The organism is Pseudoclavibacter sp. RFBA6 (genome assembly GCF_002931575.1).
Taxonomy (GTDB): domain Bacteria; phylum Actinomycetota; class Actinomycetes; order Actinomycetales; family Microbacteriaceae; genus Pseudoclavibacter; species Pseudoclavibacter terrae.
This window is the reverse complement of record NZ_PSUA01000012.1, coordinates 700,390-721,838: the sequence shown is the minus strand read 5'-3', so window position 1 is coordinate 721,838 and position 21,449 is coordinate 700,390. Positions and strand designations below refer to the sequence as shown.

The following is a 21,449-nucleotide window of genomic DNA, read 5'->3' as shown; positions in this document are numbered from 1 at the left end:
GGCGATCGGTGCACCGCTCTACCCCCGGAGGGCAGCCTTTTGACGACCGAACACGTCCCGATCCGCAAGCCATGGCCAGACACGGCTCGTGCGATCGCCATCATCTTGGTCGTGCTCGGGCACGCCTGCACGCTCGTCGGCGTGCCAGAAGACGGCCCGATCCCGGGCCTTGTCGGCTGGGCTCAGACGCTCCGCCTGCCGCTGTTCTTCTTCGTCGCTGGGCTGTTCGCCGCGAAGTGGGCTGAGCGATCCTGGCGGGACCTCGCGAACGGCAAGCTCCGTTTCCTCTACTGGCCGCTCCTTATCTGGTCCGTCCCCGTATTCGCTTACCATCTCGTCGGCGGTCTTCTCGCGCCGCGACTCTACGAAGACACGACGAGTACCGTGCTGGTTCGTTTCGTCTTGTCCCCGGTTCTTCCGAATGCGGAACTCTGGTTCCTCTGGGCACTCATGCTGTGCTTCGCTACGCTCCGCCTTGCGCGCCGCATCCCGACCTGGCTCTTGCTCCCGGCAGCCGCTGCGGCCGCGGTGCTGCTCGCGCCCCACGTGCCCTCCGCCCCCGGCAACTTCATGACCTACGCGATCTACTTCCTTCTTGCAGCGCGTCTGCGCGACCCGGTGTTCTCGATGCTCGACCGCCTGCGCACGCTCCCCGCGATTCCGCTCGCGGCCGTGCTCGGCGTCGTCTATTCGCTCCTGGTGGCAGTTCGATGGCAGTCAGAGGTGCTCTACGTCCTCACCTGCGTGGCAGGCATCGCCTTCGGTCTGGTCCTTGCCGTGGCCCTGTCGCGACTTTCGTTCCTCAGGAAGATCGGCCAATCGACCCTCCAGATCTACGTGGCCCACTCGACGATCATCGCCTGTATCGGCTTCGCGCTCGTGGGCGTCACCTGGAGCCCGATGCTCGCCTCGGCCGCGCCGCTCGTCATCACGGCAGCCGCCCTGGCCCTGACGTACGCACTGGGCCGTCGCTTCGGGGAGACGTGGGTCTACGTGCCCCCGGCATGGTTCCGTCTCGGTCGAAAGAGACGAGTCACCGCCTACCAGTCGCTCTAGCAGAGCGAGAGACCACGACAGCGCACGCGGTCGGGGGCCCGAGAAACACGGAGGCACCACAGCCTCAGCCAAGCCAAAGCATTCGATCCGCGCATCGCTCTACCCCCCGAAGGGCAACTCTTTGACGACCAACCATGCCGTCGGTTCTCCGGCGCGCGAACGCCTGACCTGGATGGACACATTTCGTGGATTCGCGATAATTCTCGTGATCTTCGGCCACGTCGTGTCGCAGCCGCCACTTTTCGGATACGAAGCGCCGGGCTGGATGCAGGATATCCGAGTGCTTTTCGCGCCATACCGCATGGAAGGCCTCATGCTGCTGTCCGGCATGCTCCTACCGCGCGCGCTGAAGAAGCCGCTCGGTCCGTACTACCTCGGTAAAGTCCGGAATATCGCCTGGCCGTATTTTGTCTGGGCGGCAATCTTCCTCATGCTCGTCCTGAGAAACCCGACGTGGATGGACCCAGCATCTTGGATCGCAACCAACTGGCTCTGGTTCATCTTCTTCCTGTTCGCCTACTACGCCATTGCTCCGGCGCTCGCTCGGGTGCCCAACTGGCTTCTCGCCGGAGCCTTCTGGGGCGGAGCTGTCTGGCTCGAGCTCGGGGCAGGGGTCGACTTCGGTACGACCGGCATCTCCATCCTCCTCGCGGCCTGCTACTACGGTGGCTTCTTCTTCGCCGGCGCGTTCGTCTTCGATTCGGGACTCGTCTGGAAACTCAAGCACCGGGCCACTCTCGTGGTCACGGGCGTCATCGCTGCAGCGTTCCTCGTCTACCGATACCGGATCGATTGGGACGTGTACAACGACGTGCTCTACGTCTGGGGCAGCATCGGCACGGTCTTGTTCGTGCTCGGAATTCTGCAGCGCCTTCCCGCGCGATTCGCCCCACCTCTTCAGAGCATCGGTCGCTCATCGCTCGTCTACTACGCCAGTCATATGCCGATCATCTACCTCTGGATGCAGCTGCTCGCAGCTGTCGGGATCGACTCTGTGCCCGCCGTGTTTGTTGGCGCCTTCGTGCTGCCCGTCGTGCTCGGCGCCTTGTTGGCGCATTTCCAGAAGTCGCCATGGGTGGGCTGGCTCTTCGTCATGCCACTGTTCAGCGCACGTCGAGGCATCTCAGTGAGTTCGAGTCAGGTCGCGTAACGCCTCCTAGGAGCGCGCGTGCCTGACCGATTCCGGGCGAGCGTCCTGGAACGCCGGGCGTCCTTCGAGGATGTGGAGCCGACTGCGAGGTTCGAACTCGCGACATCCGCTTTACAAGAGCGGTGCTCTACCAGCTGAGCTAAGTCGGCCTGCTGCTTCCGCAGCGGCACCATCATAGCCATGCGGTGCACGTCTCCGCGCACCGCATGGCTGTCGAAGGATGCTCGTGCGCCTACTCGGCGGGGGTCTCTTCCTCCGGCGTGAAGGAGAGCGAGAGCGAGTTCATGCAGTACCGGTCACCGGTCGGCGTGCCGAAGCCGTCAGGGAAGACGTGGCCGAGGTGGGAGCCGCAGTTCGCGCAGCGCACCTCGGTGCGCACCATCCCGAGCGAGCGGTCCTCGAGCAGCTCGACCGCGTCCGGCCGCACCGACTCGTAGAAGCTCGGCCATCCGCATCCGGAATCGAACTTGGTTCCCGCCTTGAACAGCTCCGAGCCGCACGCTCGACACGTGTAGAGGCCTGCGCGACCCTCATCGAGGAGCTCTCCCGTGTACGCCCGCTCCGTGCCTGCCTCACGCAGCACGTGGTACTCCTGCGGCGTGAGCTCTGCGCGCCAGTCGGAATCGGGCTTGTTGACGGCGTAGGACACCGTGCCTCCTGGAAAATCGGCGAGGCCGCTGGGAGCGGCCGGGGAGGAATGAGCATACGCGCGTTGCGTGAGTCCAGTCCGTGAGCCCTGCTCGTACACTTCGTGCATGGCACGGGACGTGGAGCTCAGCGACCTCGAGCGCGCGCTGCTGGATTTCGAAGACGGGAATCCGCGGCAGAACGCGGCGAAGGCGGCGGCGATCAGGGATCGCTTCGGCTGGTCGACGACGCAGTACTACCGAAATCTCGCTACGCTCATCGAGACACCAGCTGCGCTCGTCCACCAGCCGATGCTCGTCGGCCGCCTGCGGCGTGCGCGCGAGCGGCGTGCGGACGAGCGCCAGTTGCGGCGCGAGCAGCGCATGTCCAGCGCCTCTCCCACCTCAGGACGGATTCGGTAGACACGTGAATTACCCCAAGGATCGCTTCGACGACATCCCACCAGGGCTCGACCGACGCGGCGCGCATCGCGCGCCCCGCACGCGCCTCGCCAAGCTCGCCTCGTGGCTCTGGGGTCTGCTCGCCGTTGTCGTGATCGTCGCCGTCGCCGCCGTCGCGATGCAGGTCATCAACGGCGCCGTCTCCTTCAGCCCGACCGCGGAGACCGAGACGAGTGAGACTCCGACGGCGGAGGCACCCGTCGAGGAGGCGCCGGCGGAGGTTGTGCCGCAGCTCGACCCGAACGTCTCCGTGCGAGTCCTCAACGGAACCGAGCTCGCGGGCGTCGCGGGCAGCACCACCACGGAACTCGCGGCCGCGGGCTGGAACGTCACCGAGACGGCGGATGCTCCGACCTCCGACTACGAGACGACGACCGTCTCCTACAACGATGCCTCCCAGGAGGCTGCGGCGCTCGCCCTCGTCCAGTCGCTTGGCGGCGGAACGGCCGTCTTGGACCCGAACCTCGCCGCCGCTGGCACGATCGTGGTCATCGTCGGCGTCGACCTCGCGGGGTAGCTGTTCTTCGCAGGTGAGCCGAGGCTCGACACGGTGCGTGCCCCGGGCATTCTCCGGGGAATATGGCTCGTGTGTTCCGTGAATGTGAACATCTGGAGACAAAACGTCGCCAGGTGACGTGATCCAGGTTTTTGGCTTTCTCGCTCAACAGGTCGCCACCTAGTATCTTGCTCGAGTCCTGGGCACCATCGTTCGTCCCCCTCGCACGCATGCAGGGCTCCGCGGGTTGGCGCCTGCGAGTACTACCGAGCAATGGAGACAAACATGGCGAACGGAACCGTGAAGTGGTTCAACGCTGACAAGGGCTACGGCTTCATCACTGTGGATGCGCTCGACGGCGCTGCTGCACAGGATGTGTTCGTGCACTACAAGGCCATCGAGATGCAGGGCTACCGAGTCCTCGAAGAGGGCCAGAAGGTCGAGTTCGAGATCGGCGCGGGCGACAAGGGCCCGCAGGCGGAGTCGGTGCGCGCGCTCTGACCGCAGGCTGGGAACGGCGTCGGCCCTCGCGGGTCGGCGCCGTTCCGCGTTCAGAGGCCATCGCGTCTCTTCCGGCTCGGCTCGTTCGCCCGCAGCGAGAAGGCGCCGGGTGGCTTGCACTCGACAGGGTCGAGTGCCAATATGGATTTGCACTCGCCTCGTTCGAGTGCCAACCACGAACCTCACGAACCACGTCCGGAAAGGACGCAGTACACATATGTCGAAGATCATCGCTTTTGACGAAGAGGCCCGTCGCGGGCTTGAGCGTGGACTGAACACGCTCGCCGACGCGGTCAAGGTCACCCTCGGCCCACGTGGCCGAAATGTCGTGCTCGAGAAGAAGTGGGGCGCGCCCACGATCACGAACGACGGCGTCTCCATCGCCAAGGAGATCGAGCTCGAGGACCCGTTCGAGAAGATCGGCGCCGAGCTCGTCAAGGAGGTCGCCAAGAAGACCGACGACGTCGCCGGTGACGGAACGACCACGGCTACCGTCCTCGCTCAGGCACTCGTCCGCGAGGGCCTCCGCAACGTCGCAGCTGGTGCAGACCCGATCTCGCTCAAGCGCGGCATCGAGAAGGCCGTCGAGGCAGTCGTCGCCGAGCTCCTCTCCTCCGCCAAGGAGGTCGAGACCAAGGAGCAGATCGCTGCCACCGCGTCCATCTCGGCCGCAGACGCGCAGATCGGCGAGATCATCGCCGAGGCCATCGACAAGGTCGGCAAGGAAGGCGTCGTCACCGTCGAGGAGTCGAACACCTTCGGCACGACGCTCGAGCTCACCGAGGGCATGCGCTTCGACAAGGGCTACCTCTCGCAGTACTTCGTCACCGACCCCGAGCGCCAGGAAGCCGTCTTCGAAGACGCGTACATCCTGATCGTCAACGGCAAGATCTCCAACATCAAGGACCTCCTGCCCGTCGTCGACAAGGTCATCCAGGCCGGCAAGCAGCTCCTCATCATCGCCGAGGACGTCGAGGGCGAAGCTCTCGCGACGCTCATCGTCAACAAGGTCCGCGGCATCTTCAAGTCGGTTGCCGTCAAGGCTCCCGGCTTCGGCGACCGCCGCAAGGCCCAGCTGCAGGACATCGCCATCCTCACCGGTGGCCAGGTCATCAGCGAAGAGGTCGGACTCAAGCTCGAGAACACCACGCTCGACCTCCTCGGAACCGCCCGCAAGGTCGTCGTCACCAAGGACGAGACCACGATCGTCGAAGGCGCTGGCTCGCCCGAGCAGATCGCCGGCCGCGTTGCCCAGATCCGCGCCGAGATCGAGAACAGCGACAGCGACTACGACCGCGAGAAGCTCCAGGAGCGCCTCGCGAAGCTCGCCGGTGGCGTCGCCGTCATCAAGGCCGGAGCCGCGACCGAGGTCGAGCTCAAGGAGCGCAAGCACCGTATCGAGGACGCCGTCCGCAACGCGAAGGCTGCCGTCGAAGAGGGCATCGTCGCCGGTGGTGGCGTCGCGCTCATCCAGGCTGGCGCTCGCGTGCTCGGCTCGCTCGACCTGCAGGGCGACGAGGCGACCGGCGTGAACATCGTCAAGGTCGGAATCCTCGCACCGCTCAAGCAGATCGCAACGAACGCTGGCCTCGAGCCCGGCGTCGTGGCTGAGAAGGTCGCCGGACTCGAAGACGGCTGGGGCCTCAACGCCGCAACCGGCGAGTACGTCAACCTCATCGAGGCCGGCGTGCTCGACCCAGTGAAGGTCACGCGCTCCGCGCTGCTCAACGCAGCGTCGATCGCTGGTCTCTTCCTCACGACCGAGGTCGTCGTCGCCGACAAGCCCGAGAAGGCTGGCGCACCGGCGATGGACCCGGGCGCTGGAATGGACTTCTAAGCACCACGCGCAGGTAGACGAGCGGGCGGCTCCCCAGGGAGCCGCCCGCTTCGTCGTACCCGCCGCCACACGCGCGGGACCCGATCGAATCAGACGCTGAAGAGCCGCCGCACGTCACCCTCGACGGTGCCGTAGCTCGCGCTCGCGCTGCCGAGCGCGCCGTTGATCGCGGAGATGCTCGACTCAACCTGCGCCTGCGTGGCACGCCACTGCTGCACGAGTCCCTGGAAGGCGGTGGCCGCCTCGCCGCTCCACGAGCCTTCCAGGGCGGTCAGGTTGCCCAGCAGGGCCGCCACCTCCGCCTGGACGCGGCCGATGGATGCGTGCGTGTTCGTCACCGTGAGTTGCAGCTGCTCGCTGTCGACCATGTAGACGGCCATGGATGTTCCCCCTTCGTCGGCCGCCGGGCGGTTCCGGCGGCACCTCGCGAGAAGGCTACGAGGGAGGAGCGCGGCGCAGACTTCAGGAGTTCGGGGCTGTGGACGAGGCGCTGTCCACAGGCGCGGACATGAGGAGTGGGAACTTGAGACGGAAGGTTGCTCCGCCGCCCGCAGTCTCGAAGACGTCGACCTCGCCGTCGTGCGCCTTCATGATCGCGGAGACGATCGAGAGGCCGAGCCCTGATCCGCCGGTCTCGCGCGCCCGCGAGGTGTCCGCACGCCAGAACCGCTCGAAGATCTTCTCCCTGATCTGGGGCGGGATGCCCTCGCCGTGGTCGATGATGTCGACGATCGCGAGCTGATTCGGCAGGTCGACGGTGACGCCGACTTCCAACGGGGAGCCCTCGGGCGTGTACCGCATGGCGTTGCCGAGCAGGTTCGAGATCGCCTGACGCACCTTGTCCTCGTTCGCATGCACCATGGCAGGCACGTCGCCGTAGTCGTCCTCGGCCTCCGGGGCCTCGCCCGTGCTCGGCTCGGTGCCTCGGCGGCGGATGGGGAAGCCGCGGAGCGCGGGGCGTGGCAGCGGTCGCCTGCGCCAGATGGCGCGCCTCGCTGCGGCGGCTTCCGGGGCAGCGGCATCACCGACGGGGACCACGTCCGCGTCGATCGGCGCTGGCAGCTCGCCCGTCGTCGCCGTTCCCGAGACATCAGGCTCATCTCGGGGCTCCTGGATGATGCGGACTGGGAGCGCTCGGACGACGCGGTCCTTCGAAGTCGCGTGCGCGTCCATGGCGGCATCTTCTGCGATGGGCTCGAGGTCGATGACATCCTTCACGAGCTCACGGGTCTCATCGAGTCTCGCGAGCTGCAGGAGGTCCTCGACGAGACCGCCCATTCTGAGCGCCTCCTTCTCGATGCGCTCCATGGCCTGTCCGACCTTCTCGGGGTCGTTGAGGGCGCCCATGCGGTAGAGCTCGGCGTAGCCGCGCACCGTGACGAGCGGCGTGCGCAACTCGTGGCTCGCGTCGCCGACGAAGCGGCGCATCTGGGCGATGGTGCGGGTGCGCTCATCGAAGGCGTGGTCGATCCGCACGAGCATCGTGTTGAGGGAGCGCGACAGGCGCCCGACCTCGGTGTTCGGCGTGCCGGCGGGCAGCCGCTGCGAGTAGTCGCCGGAGGCGAACTGCATGGCCGTCGCCTCGACCTGGCGCAGCGGCAGCAGCGTGGCGGAGACGAGGACCCGTGTCAGGGCCGCGCCGAAGATCACGACGGTCAGCCCGAAACCGAAGAAGATCGCCAGGAAGTTGACCATCGTCGCGTTGACGCTCGTGAGCGGAGCGGCGATGAGCAGCGTGCCACGGACCTGGTCGGCGGCGTACTCGCCCTCCGGAACGGTGATCGTGCGCCACGTCGCGCCGAGCGGGTCCTCGATGTCGAACAGGCTCTGGCTCCCTCGGGTGGCGGCGTCGGAGGGCACCTCGGGCGCGATCGCCTGCGGGCGCTGCCACTGCCCCCAGTTGTCGACGACGACATTGCCCTCGGCGTCGAGCACGGCGACGTACAGCGTCGAGGGTGCGATGCGGATCGCATCGTAGGTGATCAGCCGGGACGAGGGGTCGGCGGCGAGGAACTGGGTCGGATCGCTCGCGTAGACGCTCAGCTGCGAGTCGGTCTGAGACACGAGCGTCGGCCGCAGCAGCAACGTCGTGCCGATGCCGGCCACGACGATGCCGAACGTCAACAGGGTAATGTTGACGATCGTCAGCTTGTTGCGAAGCGAGAGCCGATCCCAGCGCCAGGCCTTGAACGGCACCGCCTACTTCCCCTCGTGACCGAGCCTGGTCACCTCTGTCAGGCCTTGGCCCCGGAGACCTTCAGCATGTAGCCGAAGCCGCGCTTGGTCTGGATGAGGGGCTCCTCGGTGAACTGGTCGAGCTTGCGACGCAGGTAGGAGATGTACGACTCGACGATTCCGGCGTCGCCGTTGAAGTCGTACTCCCAGACGTGGTCGAGGATCTGCGCCTTGGAGAGCACGCGGTTCGGGTTGAGCATGAGGTAGCGCAGCAGCTTGAACTCCGTGGGGGAGAGCTCGATGGGCTCGTCGCCGATGAACACCTCGTGGGTGTCCTGGTCCATGGTGAGCTCGCCTGTGCGGATGACCGCTTCCTCCTCGGCCTGCATGGTGCGGCGGAGGATCGCCTTGATGCGGGCGACGATCTCGTCGAGGCTGAATGGCTTGGTGACGTAGTCGTCACCGCCTGCGTTGAGGCCCTCGATCTTGTCGTCGGTGTCATCCTTCGCCGTGAGGAAGAGGATGGGGCTCGTGTACCCGGATGCGCGGAGGCGCTTGGTGACGCCGAAGCCGTTCATATCTGGGAGCATGACGTCGAGGACGATGAGGTCGGGCTCCTCTTCGATGACGGCAGAGATCGCGGCGGCGCCGTTGCCGACGGCACGCACCATGAACCCTGCGAAACGCAGGCTGGTCGACAGGAGTTCGCGGATGTTTGGCTCGTCGTCAACGACGAGAATCTTGGGGCCATCAGTCATGCACTAAGTATCTTGACGCCGTCTGAGTGAAGTCTGACGGCGCGCGGTGTCTCGGCTATGCGGGTGCGCTAATCTGCTGGGTCGCGCATGCGCGCACGGTCGGCGTGATCCGTTGCGCTACTGTGCCGACATGGATGACTCCGCAGCACCGAGGTACACCCACGGCCATCACTCGAGCGTGCTTCGATCGCATGGTCGACGCACGGCGGAGAACTCCGCCGCCTACCTGCTTCCCGAGCTCGAAGCGGGGATGCGCGTGCTCGACGTCGGTTGTGGGCCCGGTTCGATAACGCTCGACCTCGCAGGCCGGGTCGGGAGCACCGGGCAGGTCACGGGCATCGAGGTCGTCGACGAGCCACTCGGCGTTGCGCGTGCCGCGGCCGCCGATCGCGGGGACACTCGCACGAGGTTCCTCCTCGGGGACGTCTACGCGCTCGACTTCGCTGACGGCGAGTTCGATGTGGTGCATGCGCATCAGGTGCTCCAGCATCTCGCCGACCCGGTGGCCGCCCTGCGGGAGATGCGCCGCGTGACGAAGCCAGGCGGGCTCATCGCGGTGAGGGACGTCGACTACGGGACCTGCGTCTGGTCTCCCCAGCTCCCGGCCCTCGACCACTGGCTCGCGATCTACGACCGTGTCGCGCGTTCGAACGACGGCGAGCCGAATGCCGGACGGTTCCTCCGGCGCTGGGCGAGGGCCGCTGGCCTCGACGAGACGCGCCTGACGGCCAGCGCCTGGATCTTCGCGACGCCCGACGAGCGAGAGTGGTGGGGATCCACCTGGGCGGAGCGTGCCACACGTTCCCGCTTCGCGGAGGACGCGCGTGCCAGGGGCATCGCCTCGGCGGGCGATCTCCAGCAGATCGCCGACGCCTGGTCCGCGTGGGCCGAGGACGGCGATGCCGAGTTCGTCATGACCCACGTGGAGCTGCTCGCCCGCGTGTGATCGGTGCGGACGGTGGGTGCTAGGCAGGGGCGAGGATCGCGTCGGCGTCCAAGATCTCGTACGAGTATCCCTGCTCGGCAAGGAAGCGCTGCCGGTTCTGCGCGAAGTCCTGGTCGACCGTCTCGCGTGAGACGAGCGTGTAGAACGACGCGGTCACGCCGCTCGAGCTCGGACGCAGCAGGCGGCCGAGGCGCTGGGCCTCCTCCTGCCTCGACCCGTACGAGCCGGAGATCTGAACGGCGACGGAGGCGTCGGGGAGATCGACAGAGAAGTTCGCCACCTTCGACACGACCAGCACCTTCTCACGTCCCTCGCGAAACGCTTGGAAGAGCTCCTCGCGTTCGGCGATGGGTGTTTGGCCCGTGAGCTTGGGCACGCCGAGCTCCTCGGCGATGCTGTCGATCTGGTCGAGGTACTGCGCGATGACGAGGATGTTCTCACCCTCGTGCTTGCGGATGAGGGCCTTCACGAGCTCGTGCTTGGCCGGCGCCGTCGCGGCGATGCGGTAGCGCTCGTCGTCGCTGGCCGCCGCATATTCCATGCGGGTCTCGTATGGGAGGTCGACGCGCACCTCGTAGCACTTGGCCGGCGAGATGTAGCCCTGCGCCTCGATGTCCTTCCACGGGGCGTCGAACCGCTTGGGTCCGATGAGGCTGAACACGTCGCCTTCGCGGCCGTCCTCGCGCACGAGCGTCGCGGTGAGGCCGAGTCGTCGCCGCGCCTGCAGTTCGGCGGTGAGCTTGAAGACGGGGGCCGGGAGGAGGTGCACCTCGTCGTAGACGATGAGGCCCCAGTCGAGGGCGTCGAGCAGCGACAGGTGCGTGTAGACACCCTTCCGGCGCGCAGTGAGGATCTGGTACGTGGCGATCGTGACGGGTTTGATCTCCTTGATCTCTCCCGAGTACTCGCCGATCTCTTCCTCTGTGAGCGTGGTTCGACGCAGCAGCTCGTCGCGCCACTGCCTCGCGGAGACGGTGTTCGTCACGAGGATGAGGGTGCTCGTGGACGCGGTCGCCATCGCGCCGGCACCCACCAGGGTCTTGCCGGCGCCGCAGGGGAGCACGACGACCCCTGAGCCACCCTCGAAGAAATGGTCGACGGCGGAGCGCTGGTAGTCGCGCAGCTGCCATTCGGATTCGTCGAGCGCGATGGCGTGCGGCGTGCCAGGGGTGTACCCGGCGAGGTCCTCCGCCGGCCAGCCGAGCTTCACGAGCTGCTGCTTGAGCTCGCCGCGGGCCCACGCCTGGACACGGAATCCTGACTCTCCCGTCGGTCCTTCGAGAAGTGGCGCGACGTGCTTGGCCTTGGAGATCTGCAGGAGCACGGCGGGGTCGTCGCTGGAGACGATGAGCTCACCGTCATCGTTTCGGGAGATGACGAGCTTGCCGTAGCGCGCCACCGTCTCGCGGATCTCCGCGGAGACCGAGGCGGGGACCGGGAACTTCGCGAAGCGCTCGAGCACATCGAGCATCTCGTCGGCCTCGTGCCCGGCGGCGCGTGCGTTCCAGAGCCCGAGGCGCGTGATGCGGTAGGTGTGGATGTGCTCGGGCGCGCGTTCCAGTTCGGCGAACACGGCCAGCGCGTGGCGGGCTGCTTCAGCGTCGGGATGCGCCACTTCGAGCAGGACAGTTCTGTCGCTCTGTACGATCAACGGTCCAAGTGCCATAACGGTCGATCATACTCGTCGACGTCCGTGCGCCTGAGTGCCTGTCGTTGACGCGCTGAGAATGCGTGGGTGGCTACTCGACGTCCGGCTGCTCGGAGAGCTGCACTTCGAGGATCGCGCGGATGGGCAGGGTTCGCTCGACGTCGGCCGCGAGGTCGCGCGCTCGCAGTCTGCCCGCCGCGACGCTCATCGGCACGAGACGGAGCGTGGTCTCCTTGCCGCCGCCGAGGTCCACGCGCACGGTGACCTCGCTCTTCGCTCGCCTGGCCACTTCCAGCTGCCGTTGCACCCAGGTCTGCGCGTCGTCACCGGCATCGAGCCGGGTCGCCTCGTCGTGCAGCGCATCCGCGAAGCGCAGTGCGGCGTCGCTGGGGCCGAGCTCCCGAGCGGGGGCCGTCTCCCTCGGTCGCAGGGGAACGAGCTGACCCTCGGCGTTCTCGGCGCTCGCCGGGTACCGGGCGTCGAGGAGCATCAGCACGACGGTGTCGCGAGACGCCGAGGAGACGAGCGCGCCTTCCCCCGACTGACGCAGCCCGAGCGGAGCGACCGCGGCATCCACCCGGAGCGCGTCCATGAGGGCGGGGTCCTGGCTCGTGACGATGGTCCCCGGCCTCACGGGATGCTCGCGGACCCGGACCCTGCCGTGCCGGTTGGAGGCCTCGCGAAGCAGGTACTCGACCGGTTGGGGGATGCCCGTGAGGGACAGTCTCGCCAGCGTCGCCTCGATGTCGGAGATGGAGAGGCCCGTGCCGAGGGCGTGCGTGACGGACGCCTCGGAGAGGCGGTAGCTCGACGCGAGACCTCGTCGCTCAAGGGACGCCACCGATTGCAGCGCCTGCTCGTCGACGGGGGCGAGCGGGCCGGGCGCGATGATCGAGAGGTCGGGTTGCAGATAGACGCCCGCCACCTCCTCAGGGAGCGCGGACGCGAGGAGCTCGGCCGCAGCAGGGAGGTCGTCGTGCGCGAGGAGGAGCCCGAGCTGGCTGAGCCGGCCCTCGACGGTCAGCCCGAGGAGCTCCGTCTGCGGGGTCGCGTGTCTCGCGCTGTCGCTGAGCAGTCCTGCGCGGTCTGCCACGCTGAGCTCGGCGAGCCAGCACTCGGCCAGTCGGCGCCAGCGATCGAGCGGAGCGCTCAGTCTGAACGTGCGCCCGGCGGCCGTCGGGCGCATCGCATCCGCGACCGGGCTGCAGAGGCCCAGGTCGAGCATCCACTCGAAGAGCGGCGAGAGCACGGTCTGCTCGGTGTGCAGCTCGGCGGCGATGCGCCGGACCGTCGTAGCGCCGAATTGCAGGCCACCCCGACCGTCCCGGTAGGCGCGCGGGGCGAGGTCGAGCGAGGCGATCGCGTCTGCCGCGAGCTGGGCTGCGCCGTGGGCGCGCTCGGTGGCCTGCGGGAGCGGAGCGAGGTCGGCCTGCTCGATGTTCGCATCGTCGCCCGACCCGGCAAGCTGTCGGGTGAGGGCGGCGGACGCGGCGGGCAGGAGCTCGGGTGCCTCCGGAGTTCCGACGGCGAGGCCTCGAAGCCGTGCGCGCTGCAGTGCCTCCACGGAGCCAGAGGCCAAGCGGGACGCATCCCGCCAGCCGAGCCTGGCCACGGCCTCGCCGATGGCGACCTCATCTGCGAGGGCCTCGGCGATGTCCATGGCCCCGTTCGAGCCGCGCATCGACAACCTGCGCCAGCTTGCGAGGGCGGCGAGGTCGGTGCGATCGAGGCTGCGGAGGAGTTGGAGCACCCGCAGCGCGCTCGGGGAGGCGTCTATCAGTTCTCGGACCTGCCCCGCGAACGTCGGTTCGCGACGACGCGCCAGATGATGAGCGACAGGATGAGGAGGAACGCGATCGGGAAGCCGAGGTAGGTGACGAAGAGCAGCGTCGGCCAGATCGGATTGGTGGCGTCCACTTCGATGCCGAGAAGTGGCGTCGCGAGAAGCACCAGGAGCGCGATGAACGAGATCGCCGCGATGCCGAGGGACATGAAGGCGAGGATGCGTTCGCCCTTCGCGATGGGGGCGCCGTTGGAAGAGGTCACCGAACCAGACTAATCGACATGCGCGCCACCGTAGACTGGTTCGGATCAGCCGCACGCCGCGGTCGACCAGGGGAGGCGCAGTTCGCCACCCCGCCTGTGAAAGTTCGATCTGGTGCTCTACGCGCCGAACAAGGAGATGGCCATGCCCACCGGCAAGGTGAAGTTCTACGACGAGGACAAGGGATTCGGTTTCATTGCGGCCGACGACGGTCAGGAGATCTTCCTGCACGCGACGGCGCTGCCAGCAGGGACCTCGTCGGTGCGCCCGGGAACGAAGCTCGAGTTCGGCATCGCCGACGGCCGACGCGGTGCGCAGGCGCTGTCGGTTCGTGTCCTCGAGGCGCCACCGAGCGTCGCGCGCATCCAGCGCAAGTCGCCTGATGACATGGCGGTCATCATCGAGGACCTCGTGAAGCTGCTCGACACGGTTGGCGGCGCGATGCGTCGAGGCCGTTACCCAGAGAAGCCGCAGGGCGCGAAGATCGCAGCGATGCTCCGTCGCGTCGCGGACGACTTGGACGCCTGATGACGAACGAGGCCGTGCTTCCAGCCCCGCTCGGGGTCGCTCTCGACGCGGCCGAGCTCGAACCGTCGCGACGGCTCGCGTGGGCCGCGCTGCTGGACGTGACGCCGGCCTCGGAGCTCGGCGAGCTCGTCGCCGTCGTCCCGGAGACGGATGATGGCGTCTACACCCTGCAGTACACGACGCGTCTGCCCGGATATCCGGATTGGCGCTGGAACGTCTCGCTGGTTCGGCTCGTCGACCAGGCGGAGCCGACGGTGCTCGAGGTCGAGCTTCTGCCCGGGGACGGAGCGCTGCTCGCACCCTCGTGGGTGCCGTGGTCCGACCGACTCGCCGACTACGAGGCAGCGCAGCTGCTCGAGGCTGGCGAAGCGGTCGAGGGCGGCGTCGAACCGGCCGAGGTGACGGGCGAGGAGCCTGCTCCGAAGTCGAGCAAGCGCATCCGCCGCACTCGCACGCGCCGCCGCATCGGTGCCGACGGGACCGCCGAGGTCGAGCCGACAGGTGCGGAGCAGGGGGAGAACGAGGCCACTGCCGAGCCGGGTCAGCTCTCGTCTGCGGATGCGTCTGCGGAGGACGTCGACTCGGGCGCAGCGGCTGAGAAGCCGAAGAAGAAGAAGCGCAAGAAGGACAAGTCTGCCAAGAAGTCGAAGTCGGAGGCCGGAGACGACCTCGGGGCTGGCAGCTCTGACCGCGGCGGCACTCCCGAGGAAGGGTCCGGCGCTCCCGTCGACGAAGCACCGAGCGAGGGGAAGCCGAAGAAGTCGCGGCGCAAGCGCGTCGACCAGGCCAGCCCCGAGGCGGTCGAGCTGGCCGATGGCAAGCCGGACGAGTCGTCCGACGAGAGCCCCGCGCAGAAGCCTGACCGTCGGAAGCGCAAGAAGGCCGTCAAGTCGGTGGAGACCGCTCCCAACGTCCAAGCGGATGTGGGAGGCGCTGCCGACGAGTCCGTCGACTCCGACCGGTCCGCCGTCGCTGCGGTGCAAGCCGAGCCCGCCGCCAAGGCGAAGGCTCGTGGCAAGCGCCGCCGCGTGGTGGTCGTGCCGAGAAGCGAGGACGAGCTTCCTGCGAGGGACCCCGTCGAATTCGGCGAAGCCGCCGACATCCGCGAGTTCGCCGACGACATGGACGACGTGCTCGATGGGGTCGACTTCGAGCCAGAAGCCGCTTCCGACGACTCGGGGGCCGTGGACTCGCCCGCCGCGGACTCGGCTCGCACGGAGGACTAGTCCGACGCTGGCGCCTTCCGCGGAGCCAGAAGGGGCGTCACCAGCAGCTGCTGGTGACGCCCCTTCTTCGTCGTCGCTGCTCGCTCTCCGCGCGAGATCGACTCAGCCCAGGTGCTCGATCACGTAGTCGATGGCACCGGTGAGACGACGGACATCGTCGGGGTCGACGGAGGTGAAGGTCGCCACCCGCAGCTGATTGCGGCCGAGCTTGCGGTAGGGCTCCGTGTCGACGATGCCGTTGGCGCGGAGTGCCGCAGCGATCGCGGCGGCGTCCACGTCGTCGTTGAAGTCGATCGTGGTGACGACCTGCGAGCGCTCCGCCGGGTTCGCGACGAACGGGGTGGCATGCGCCGAGGCCTCGGCCCAGTCGTACATGATCCCGGAGGATGTGCGGGTCCGGCTGTCGGCCCAGGCGAGTCCGCCGTTGCCGTTGATCCAGTCGAGTTGGGCCTCGAGGAGCAGGAGCGTCGAGATCGCGGGAGTGTTGAGCGTCTGGTTCTTCCGCGAGTTCTCGACCACGTTGCTGAGCTTCAGGAAGTCGGGGATGTACCGGTCGGAGGCTGCGATGCGCTCGATGCGCTCGAGAGCGGCGGGCGACGCGATCGCGATCCAGAGGCCGCCGTCCGAACCGAAGTTCTTCTGCGGAGCGAAGTAGTAGACGTCCGTCTCGCTGATGTCGATGTCGACGCCGCCGGCAGCGCTCGTCGCGTCGATGACGGTCAGGGCGCCCTCGTCGCCGTGCACGCGGCGGATGGGAGCCATCGCGCCCGTCGACGTCTCGTTGTGCGGCCAGGCATAGACGTCGACGCCGGCGAGGGCCTCGGGGGCGGCGATGGTGCCGGGCTGGGCGGAGCGCACGTCGGGGGCCGTGAGCCACGGGGCTGCCGCGGCCTTGGCGAACTTCCCGCCGAACTCGCCGAACGTCAGATTCTGCGCGCGGTCGGAGATCAGGCCGAAAGCGGCCGAGTCCCAGAACGCGGTCGACCCGCCGTTGCCGAGGAGGACCTCGTAGCCGTCGGGAAGTCGGTAGAGCGACGAGAGCCCGGAGCGGACCCGGCCGACCAGGTCCTTCACCGGCGCTTGGCGGTGCGAGGTGCCGAGGATGCTCGTGGCCCCTGCGACGAGGTGGTCGATCTGTGCGGGCCGTACGACCGACGGGCCGCAGCCGAATCGGCCGTCGAGCGGAATGAACTCAGTCGGGATGCGAATGTCAGGCATGCTGCAAGCCTATGCGCGCGAGTGGCCTCGCTCGCCGCTAGGCTTGGCGGACCAATGCAACGGGAGGTGGCGGGGCGTGACCAATCTGGTGGACACCACGGAGATGTATCTCCGCACCATTCTCGACCTCGAGGAAGAGGGCATCACCCCGCTTCGCGCTCGGATCTCCGAGCGGCTCGGCCACTCGGGGCCGACGGTGTCGCAGACGATCGCCCGCATGGAGCGCGACGGACTCGTCTCCGTCGCGAGCGACCGCAGGCTCGTGCTCACCATCGACGGTCGCGCGAAGGCCACGCGGGTGCTTCGGAAGCACCGCATCGCTGAGGGGCTTCTCGCGAACGTGATCGGCCTGGACCTGGCACAGGTGCACGAAGAGGCCTGCCGCTGGGAGCATGTCATGAGCGACGAGGCCGAGCAGCGCATCTTCGAGATGCTCGGTCGCCCGAGCGAGTCGCCATATGGCACGCCGATTCCCGGCCTCGACGAGTTCGGTGCCGAGCCCGCAGAGGACTTCCTGTCCGGAGTCGTGAGCGTCTCGACGCTGCTCGAGGTCGCGGCGAGCGGCGCGACGTCGACCGAGCCGGTCCTCGCGAAGGTGCGTCGCCTCGGCGAGCCGGTGCAGTCCGATCTGCAGACGCTCACGTTGCTTCGCGAGGCCGGGGTCCTCCCAGGCACCCAGGTCACGCTGCAGCGTCGCGGTGCCTGGATCGGTCTCCTGCCTGCCTCAGGCGGCATCGGTGTCGAGGTCTCGCTGGAGACTGCAGAGCACGTCTACGTGGATGCGATCCTGAGCCCCGAAGGTGCGCTAGGCTGAGATCTGGTCACGGCCAGCTGAAGATCTCCTCCGCATTCTGCGGACCTCGAAGCGCCTGACTTCCGCTCTATTCCGGGCATCGTTACCGCGGCGTTAGGGTTCTGACACCGAAGCGTGACAATTCACAGGTTTTCCACTAGTGTTGTCCGAGTCATGAGCTATGCAATCTGCATAGCTGGCAGGCCGAGGCGCCGCATCCCGCTCCTCGACCTAGCTTCCCCTGGTAACAGGCAAGAGCGGGATCGGCTCCCAGGAGTCAGGCGCTGGAGGAACGACTTGGAAAACTTTTCGAACGCCACGGCACCGCTGACGCGACGCCAGGCTCGCGAGATCGAGCGCCTCACGGGCCAGCGCCCGGTGGCGACCGTCGGTGTCGCGGGTGTGTCCGCGCCGGTGATCGAGGCTTCGGTCGCAGAGATCACCTCAGCGCCCTCTGCGTCTGTGCACGACACCGCACACATCGAGCGCAACGAACTCGGTGCGCTCGTCTCCGTGCTTCCCACGACCACGGCACTGCCCCAGGTCGCTGGCGATGAGGCCGTCGAGACGAAGCTCGCCGATGTCATCGAGATCCCCGAGGCATTCGCGTGCCGCTCCGTGAGCATCCGCGCGGCCAAGCCTGCGACGCTTGTCGCTCGACAGCGTCGCCGCACGGCAGGTGGCTTCGCCGCCGCCGCGACTGTCGCGGCAATCGCCACGGCGGGCGTCGTCGTTCCCGCGGCTGTTGCCGACGGCAATGACGCCAGCCAGGCGCAGGCCAACCTCATTGGTGCGACCACGGTCGAGACCGAGACCCCGGCCGCCGAGCCCAGCGCAACGGCAGAGGCAACCGAGCAGGAAGCTGCTGAGCAGGTCTCCGTCGACCTCGTCGCGGCTCCAGAAGTTGCCGTCGACCGCACCGAGTCGAGTGTCGTGACGTTCTCGAGCGACCAGGTCGCCGAAGTCGTCGCAACTCCTGAGCCCACGGCAACGGCAGACACCCGCGCATCGACCGGCGGTACGACGTCCACCGGTGGAAGCACCTCCGGCCAGGCCACCTCGGCATCGACCGCAGGTCAGAGCGTTGACTCCTCGAGTGTCTCTGCGGCGGCCATGAGCTACGTGGGATCACACTTCGGTGCGTGCGACCTGCTCACGCAGGCCGCGTACGCGGCTGTCGGTATCTCGCTTCCGCGCGGCGTCTCCGCGCAGGCAGCCATGGGGACGCCGACCACGAACCCGCAGCCCGGCGATCTCGTCGTCTGGCCCGGCGAGCACATCGGCATCTACGCTGGCAACGGCATGGTCATCGATGACCCGGGTTACGGCGGGCGCTCCGTGGAGTACCGCTCTATCTCATGGGGTAGCCCCTACTACGTGACGCTCCGCTAAGCAGCGACTCACCTCGACAAGCGCGTCCAGCTCTGGCTGGGCGCGTTTCGTCGTTATTGCTCCGTGATTCCGCGTGCATTGATTTGTGACCTGGTCGTGACAATTCTGTGACCTTTGTGTAGGCTCGAACACGTCGAGGATGCCGGTTCCAACGGTGTTCGAAAACACCCGAGGAGAAGTCTTGAGCACATCGAGCACCCCGCGCACGGACAGCACCAAGGTGCTGACCCGCCGCGAAGCCCGCGCGATCGAGCGGCAGACCGGAGTCAGGCCAGCCGCCGCTCCCGCGGCAGTCACCGGGGCCTCTGCCCCGGTCATCGACGCGTCCATCGCCGAGCTCTCGGCCACGAAGGCCTCGCGTCCTGACGCCACAGCAGCATCCGTGCACGACACGGCTCGCATCGAGCGCAACCAGCACGGCTCGCTCGTCTCCGTCCTTCCCGTTGCGCCCGCGGTCGACCGCGCCGAGCAGTCCGACGACGCGCCCTCGGCCGACGTGACCGCCATCTCGGAGGCCTTCACGGGCCGAGCGGTCAGCATCCGTGCGGCCAAGCCAGCCGCCCTCGTCGCCCGCGGTCGCCGCCGCACGGCCGCGAGCTTCGCCGCCGCCGCGACGGTCGCCGCAGCCGCCACGGCAGGCATCGTCGTCCCAGCAGCTGTCGCGGACGGGTCGAGTGAGGTGCAGTCGCAGGCCAACCTGGTCGCAGCGACCGCGCCGGACGCGACTGCTGCTCCCGCCGACGCCACCACCACTCCCGCCGCTGAGGCCGCGCCCGCCGAGGAAGCCGCCCTCGTCGCGGCGCCCGAAGTCGCCGTCGACCGCACTGACTCGACGGTCGTCTCCATCTCGAGCGACGACCTGGCCGCGGTCGCCGAGACCCCGACTCCGACTCCGACTCCGACTCCAGAGGAGACGCAGGAGCCTGTTGCTGAGTCGTCGACCTCGTCCAGCACCTCGTCTGGCGGCGGCACGAGCAGCCAGACCTCGACGACCTCGTCGTCATCCTCATCGGGATCATCCGCAGGGGGGTCGGGCAACGTCGACACGTCGAGCCTGATCGCCGCCGCACACAGCTACGTCGGCTCCTACTTCCCTGCCTGCACCGACCTCACCAAGGCGGTCTACGCCACGCAGGGCATCTCGCTCTCCGGATCGGTCAGCAACCAGATCGCCGGCGCCCGCCAGACCTCGAGCCCCCAGCCCGGCGACCTCGTCGTGCAGCCTGGGGCGCACATCGGCATCTACGCCGGCGACGGCATGGTCATCGACTCACCCGGCTACGGCGGCAAGGTCGTGCAGTACCGCTCGATCTGGTGGAGCAACCCTGTCTACTACACGTTCAACTAGAGCTGTCCAGCGAGCTCCGGCTCGTTGAACCACAACGCCGCGCACAGCATTTGCTGTGCGCGGCGTCATTTGTTGTTATGCAAACGTGTCTTTTGGGATGCTTCTGTGATCCCAGCGTGACAATTTCGTTATAAACCGATACGCTCTTCGGAGTCCAGGGCACCGGTCGGTGCTCAGCTCCACCCGAAGGAAATCCATGAGCACCACGCTGACTCGTCGCGAGGCACGCGCCATCGAACGCCAGACCGGTGTGCGCCCCGTCGCGGACGCAACGACCTCGCTGAGCGCATCGGCGTTCGCCTCTGTCGCAAGCCCGCAGCCCACCGCACCCGCTCAGGCCGAAGAGACCGGTCGCATCGAGCGCAACGCGATCACCTCGCTGCTCTCGGTCGTCCCCGCCGAGCAGGTACCCGCCGCGCCCGCCGGAACGACTACCGCCGGATCCGTGGTGCCAGCATCGTTCGCTGGTGAGCGTGCCATGACGATCCGTGCCCCACGCCCCAAGCAGCTCGTCGCCCGGCGTCGCATCGCTGGCGGCCTCGCTGTCGCGGCTTCGCTCGCCGCGGTCACGACCGCAGGTGCCATCGTGCCGAGCACGATGGCCGCTCCGGCCAGTGAGGCGAGCCTCTCCAGCGCCGTCGCAGCCCAGGACGGCACCTCCGACGACACCAACGCAGACGCGCAGAACGACCAGGCGTCCGTCGAGGCGGCCATCGCCGATGCTGTCGCCGACGCGACCCCCGCCGTCCCGGCACCAGAGACCGTCACCGACCGCACCGAGACATCGGTCGTCAGCTTCAGTGCAGACCAGGTCGCCGCCGTGGCGACGCCCGAGCCGACGACCGAGGCGACTTCGGAAGACGCGACGAGGGCTGACGCCAGCGGTGCGACCGGACAGAGTACTGTCGGCGCAAGCGTCGTCGAGACCGCCTCGCAGTTCATCGGCGTCTCGCCGTACGTGTTCGGGGGAGCGACGCCAGACGGGTTCGACTGCTCCGGACTCGTGAAGTACGTCTTCGGCCTCCACGGTGTGGATGTCGCGCACGGCGTGAGCGCGCAGGCAGCCGCCGGTACGCGAGTCTCCGACCCGCAGCCGGGCGACCTCGTCATCTTCCCGAACTTCCACGTGGGCATCTACGCCGGCAACGGACAGATGATCGACGCTCCGACCGAGGGCCGCATGGTCGAGCTCGGCGGCCTCGACGCAGGCGGCAGCTACTACTTCGTGCGCCTCTGACCCCACGG

At 67.7% G+C, this 21,449-nt stretch carries 21 protein-coding genes and 1 tRNA gene; 13 read left to right on the top strand and 9 right to left on the bottom strand.

What is annotated here, in order from left to right; translation table 11 throughout:
- The first annotated feature begins 39 nt into the window (after positions 1 to 39).
- Positions 40 to 1,056 (top strand): acyltransferase family protein, encoded by a 1,017-nt coding sequence (locus C5C17_RS13350; RefSeq protein WP_104253826.1) that lies wholly within the window; start codon positions 40 to 42, stop codon positions 1,054 to 1,056.
- A 172-nt stretch (positions 1,057 to 1,228) separates the two neighbouring features.
- A complete protein-coding gene (locus C5C17_RS13345; RefSeq protein WP_146079179.1) occupies positions 1,229 to 2,206 on the top strand; it encodes an acyltransferase family protein in 978 nt (325 codons plus the stop codon).
- A 73-nt stretch (positions 2,207 to 2,279) separates the two neighbouring features.
- Here the strand turns inward: C5C17_RS13345 and C5C17_RS13340 are convergent.
- Positions 2,280 to 2,355, bottom strand: a tRNA-Thr gene (locus C5C17_RS13340).
- 83 nt (positions 2,356 to 2,438) lie between these two features.
- Positions 2,439 to 2,855: a peptide-methionine (R)-S-oxide reductase MsrB gene (gene msrB / locus C5C17_RS13335; RefSeq protein WP_104253824.1), complete on the bottom strand. Its 417-nt coding sequence runs from the start codon at positions 2,853 to 2,855 to the stop codon at positions 2,439 to 2,441.
- Positions 2,856 to 2,961: 106 nt separating this feature from the next.
- Between msrB and C5C17_RS13330 the strand changes: the two genes are divergently transcribed.
- The 4 genes from C5C17_RS13330 (at position 2,962) to groL (ending at position 6,128) form a co-directional block, all read left to right on the top strand.
- Positions 2,962 to 3,255 (top strand): DUF3263 domain-containing protein, encoded by a 294-nt coding sequence (locus tag C5C17_RS13330; protein WP_104253823.1) that lies wholly within the window; start codon positions 2,962 to 2,964, stop codon positions 3,253 to 3,255.
- Between the two features lie 4 nt (positions 3,256 to 3,259).
- On the top strand, positions 3,260 to 3,811 hold the full coding sequence (locus C5C17_RS13325; protein ID WP_104253822.1) for a LytR C-terminal domain-containing protein: 552 nt from the start codon (positions 3,260 to 3,262) through the stop codon (positions 3,809 to 3,811).
- A gap of 264 nt (positions 3,812 to 4,075) precedes the next feature.
- Positions 4,076 to 4,291 (top strand): cold-shock protein, encoded by a 216-nt coding sequence (locus C5C17_RS13320; RefSeq protein ID WP_068479823.1) that lies wholly within the window; start codon positions 4,076 to 4,078, stop codon positions 4,289 to 4,291.
- Positions 4,292 to 4,508: 217 nt separating this feature from the next.
- Positions 4,509 to 6,128, top strand: coding sequence for a chaperonin GroEL (gene groL / locus C5C17_RS13315; RefSeq protein ID WP_104253821.1), 1,620 nt, complete (start codon positions 4,509 to 4,511; stop codon positions 6,126 to 6,128).
- Positions 6,129 to 6,217: 89 nt separating this feature from the next.
- Here the strand turns inward: groL and C5C17_RS13310 are convergent, their stop codons facing one another.
- The 3 genes from C5C17_RS13310 to C5C17_RS13300 form a co-directional block, all read right to left on the bottom strand.
- On the bottom strand, positions 6,218 to 6,508 hold the full coding sequence (locus C5C17_RS13310) for a WXG100 family type VII secretion target (RefSeq protein ID WP_104253820.1): 291 nt from the start codon (positions 6,506 to 6,508) through the stop codon (positions 6,218 to 6,220).
- Positions 6,509 to 6,590: 82 nt separating this feature from the next.
- A complete protein-coding gene (locus C5C17_RS13305; RefSeq protein WP_104253819.1) occupies positions 6,591 to 8,324 on the bottom strand; it encodes a cell wall metabolism sensor histidine kinase WalK in 1,734 nt (577 codons plus the stop codon).
- 38 nt (positions 8,325 to 8,362) lie between these two features.
- Positions 8,363 to 9,061: a response regulator transcription factor gene (locus C5C17_RS13300; RefSeq protein WP_068479813.1), complete on the bottom strand. Its 699-nt coding sequence runs from the start codon at positions 9,059 to 9,061 to the stop codon at positions 8,363 to 8,365.
- A gap of 130 nt (positions 9,062 to 9,191) precedes the next feature.
- Between C5C17_RS13300 and C5C17_RS13295 the strand changes: the two genes are divergently transcribed.
- On the top strand, positions 9,192 to 10,007 hold the full coding sequence (locus tag C5C17_RS13295; protein ID WP_104253818.1) for a methyltransferase domain-containing protein: 816 nt from the start codon (positions 9,192 to 9,194) through the stop codon (positions 10,005 to 10,007).
- 19 nt (positions 10,008 to 10,026) lie between these two features.
- Here the strand turns inward: C5C17_RS13295 and C5C17_RS13290 are convergent, their stop codons facing one another.
- From C5C17_RS13290 to C5C17_RS13280, 3 genes are all read right to left on the bottom strand, one after another.
- Positions 10,027 to 11,673: a DNA repair helicase XPB gene (locus tag C5C17_RS13290; RefSeq protein ID WP_104253817.1), complete on the bottom strand. Its 1,647-nt coding sequence runs from the start codon at positions 11,671 to 11,673 to the stop codon at positions 10,027 to 10,029.
- A gap of 73 nt (positions 11,674 to 11,746) precedes the next feature.
- Positions 11,747 to 13,405, bottom strand: a complete 1,659-nt coding sequence (locus tag C5C17_RS13285) for a helicase-associated domain-containing protein (protein WP_104253816.1) — start codon at positions 13,403 to 13,405, stop codon at positions 11,747 to 11,749.
- A 26-nt stretch (positions 13,406 to 13,431) separates the two neighbouring features.
- Positions 13,432 to 13,701 carry a hypothetical protein gene (locus tag C5C17_RS13280; RefSeq protein ID WP_104253815.1) on the bottom strand — a complete coding sequence of 90 codons (270 nt, stop codon included), beginning with the start codon at positions 13,699 to 13,701 and terminating at the stop codon, positions 13,432 to 13,434.
- A gap of 142 nt (positions 13,702 to 13,843) precedes the next feature.
- Here C5C17_RS13280 and C5C17_RS13275 point away from each other — a divergent pair, with 142 nt between their 5' ends.
- Together C5C17_RS13275 and C5C17_RS13270 are read left to right on the top strand one after the other, a co-directional pair.
- Positions 13,844 to 14,227, top strand: coding sequence for a cold-shock protein (locus C5C17_RS13275; protein ID WP_104253894.1), 384 nt, complete (start codon positions 13,844 to 13,846; stop codon positions 14,225 to 14,227).
- Positions 14,227 to 15,453 carry a DUF3027 domain-containing protein gene (locus C5C17_RS13270; protein ID WP_104253814.1) on the top strand — a complete coding sequence of 409 codons (1,227 nt, stop codon included), beginning with the start codon at positions 14,227 to 14,229 and terminating at the stop codon, positions 15,451 to 15,453. Before C5C17_RS13275 ends, C5C17_RS13270 begins: the two co-directional genes overlap by 1 nt.
- A 102-nt stretch (positions 15,454 to 15,555) precedes the next feature.
- On the opposite strand, the gene serC is transcribed toward C5C17_RS13270, so the two are convergent.
- Positions 15,556 to 16,671, bottom strand: a complete 1,116-nt coding sequence (gene serC, locus C5C17_RS13265; RefSeq protein ID WP_104253813.1) for a phosphoserine transaminase — start codon at positions 16,669 to 16,671, stop codon at positions 15,556 to 15,558.
- 76 nt (positions 16,672 to 16,747) lie between these two features.
- Here serC and C5C17_RS13260 point away from each other — a divergent pair, with 76 nt between their 5' ends.
- From C5C17_RS13260 to C5C17_RS13245, 4 genes are all read left to right on the top strand, one after another.
- Complete coding sequence (locus C5C17_RS13260) at positions 16,748 to 17,485, top strand: metal-dependent transcriptional regulator (protein WP_104253812.1); 738 nt, start codon at positions 16,748 to 16,750, stop codon at positions 17,483 to 17,485.
- A gap of 276 nt (positions 17,486 to 17,761) precedes the next feature.
- Complete coding sequence (locus C5C17_RS13255) at positions 17,762 to 18,856, top strand: C40 family peptidase (protein WP_181028597.1); 1,095 nt, start codon at positions 17,762 to 17,764, stop codon at positions 18,854 to 18,856.
- 181 nt (positions 18,857 to 19,037) lie between these two features.
- Entirely contained in the window at positions 19,038 to 20,204 is a 1,167-nt protein-coding gene (locus C5C17_RS13250) for an NlpC/P60 family protein (protein ID WP_104253810.1), read from the top strand.
- Between the two features lie 196 nt (positions 20,205 to 20,400).
- Positions 20,401 to 21,441, top strand: a complete 1,041-nt coding sequence (locus C5C17_RS13245; RefSeq protein ID WP_104253809.1) for a C40 family peptidase — start codon at positions 20,401 to 20,403, stop codon at positions 21,439 to 21,441.
- Positions 21,442 to 21,449: the final 8 nt, after the last annotated feature.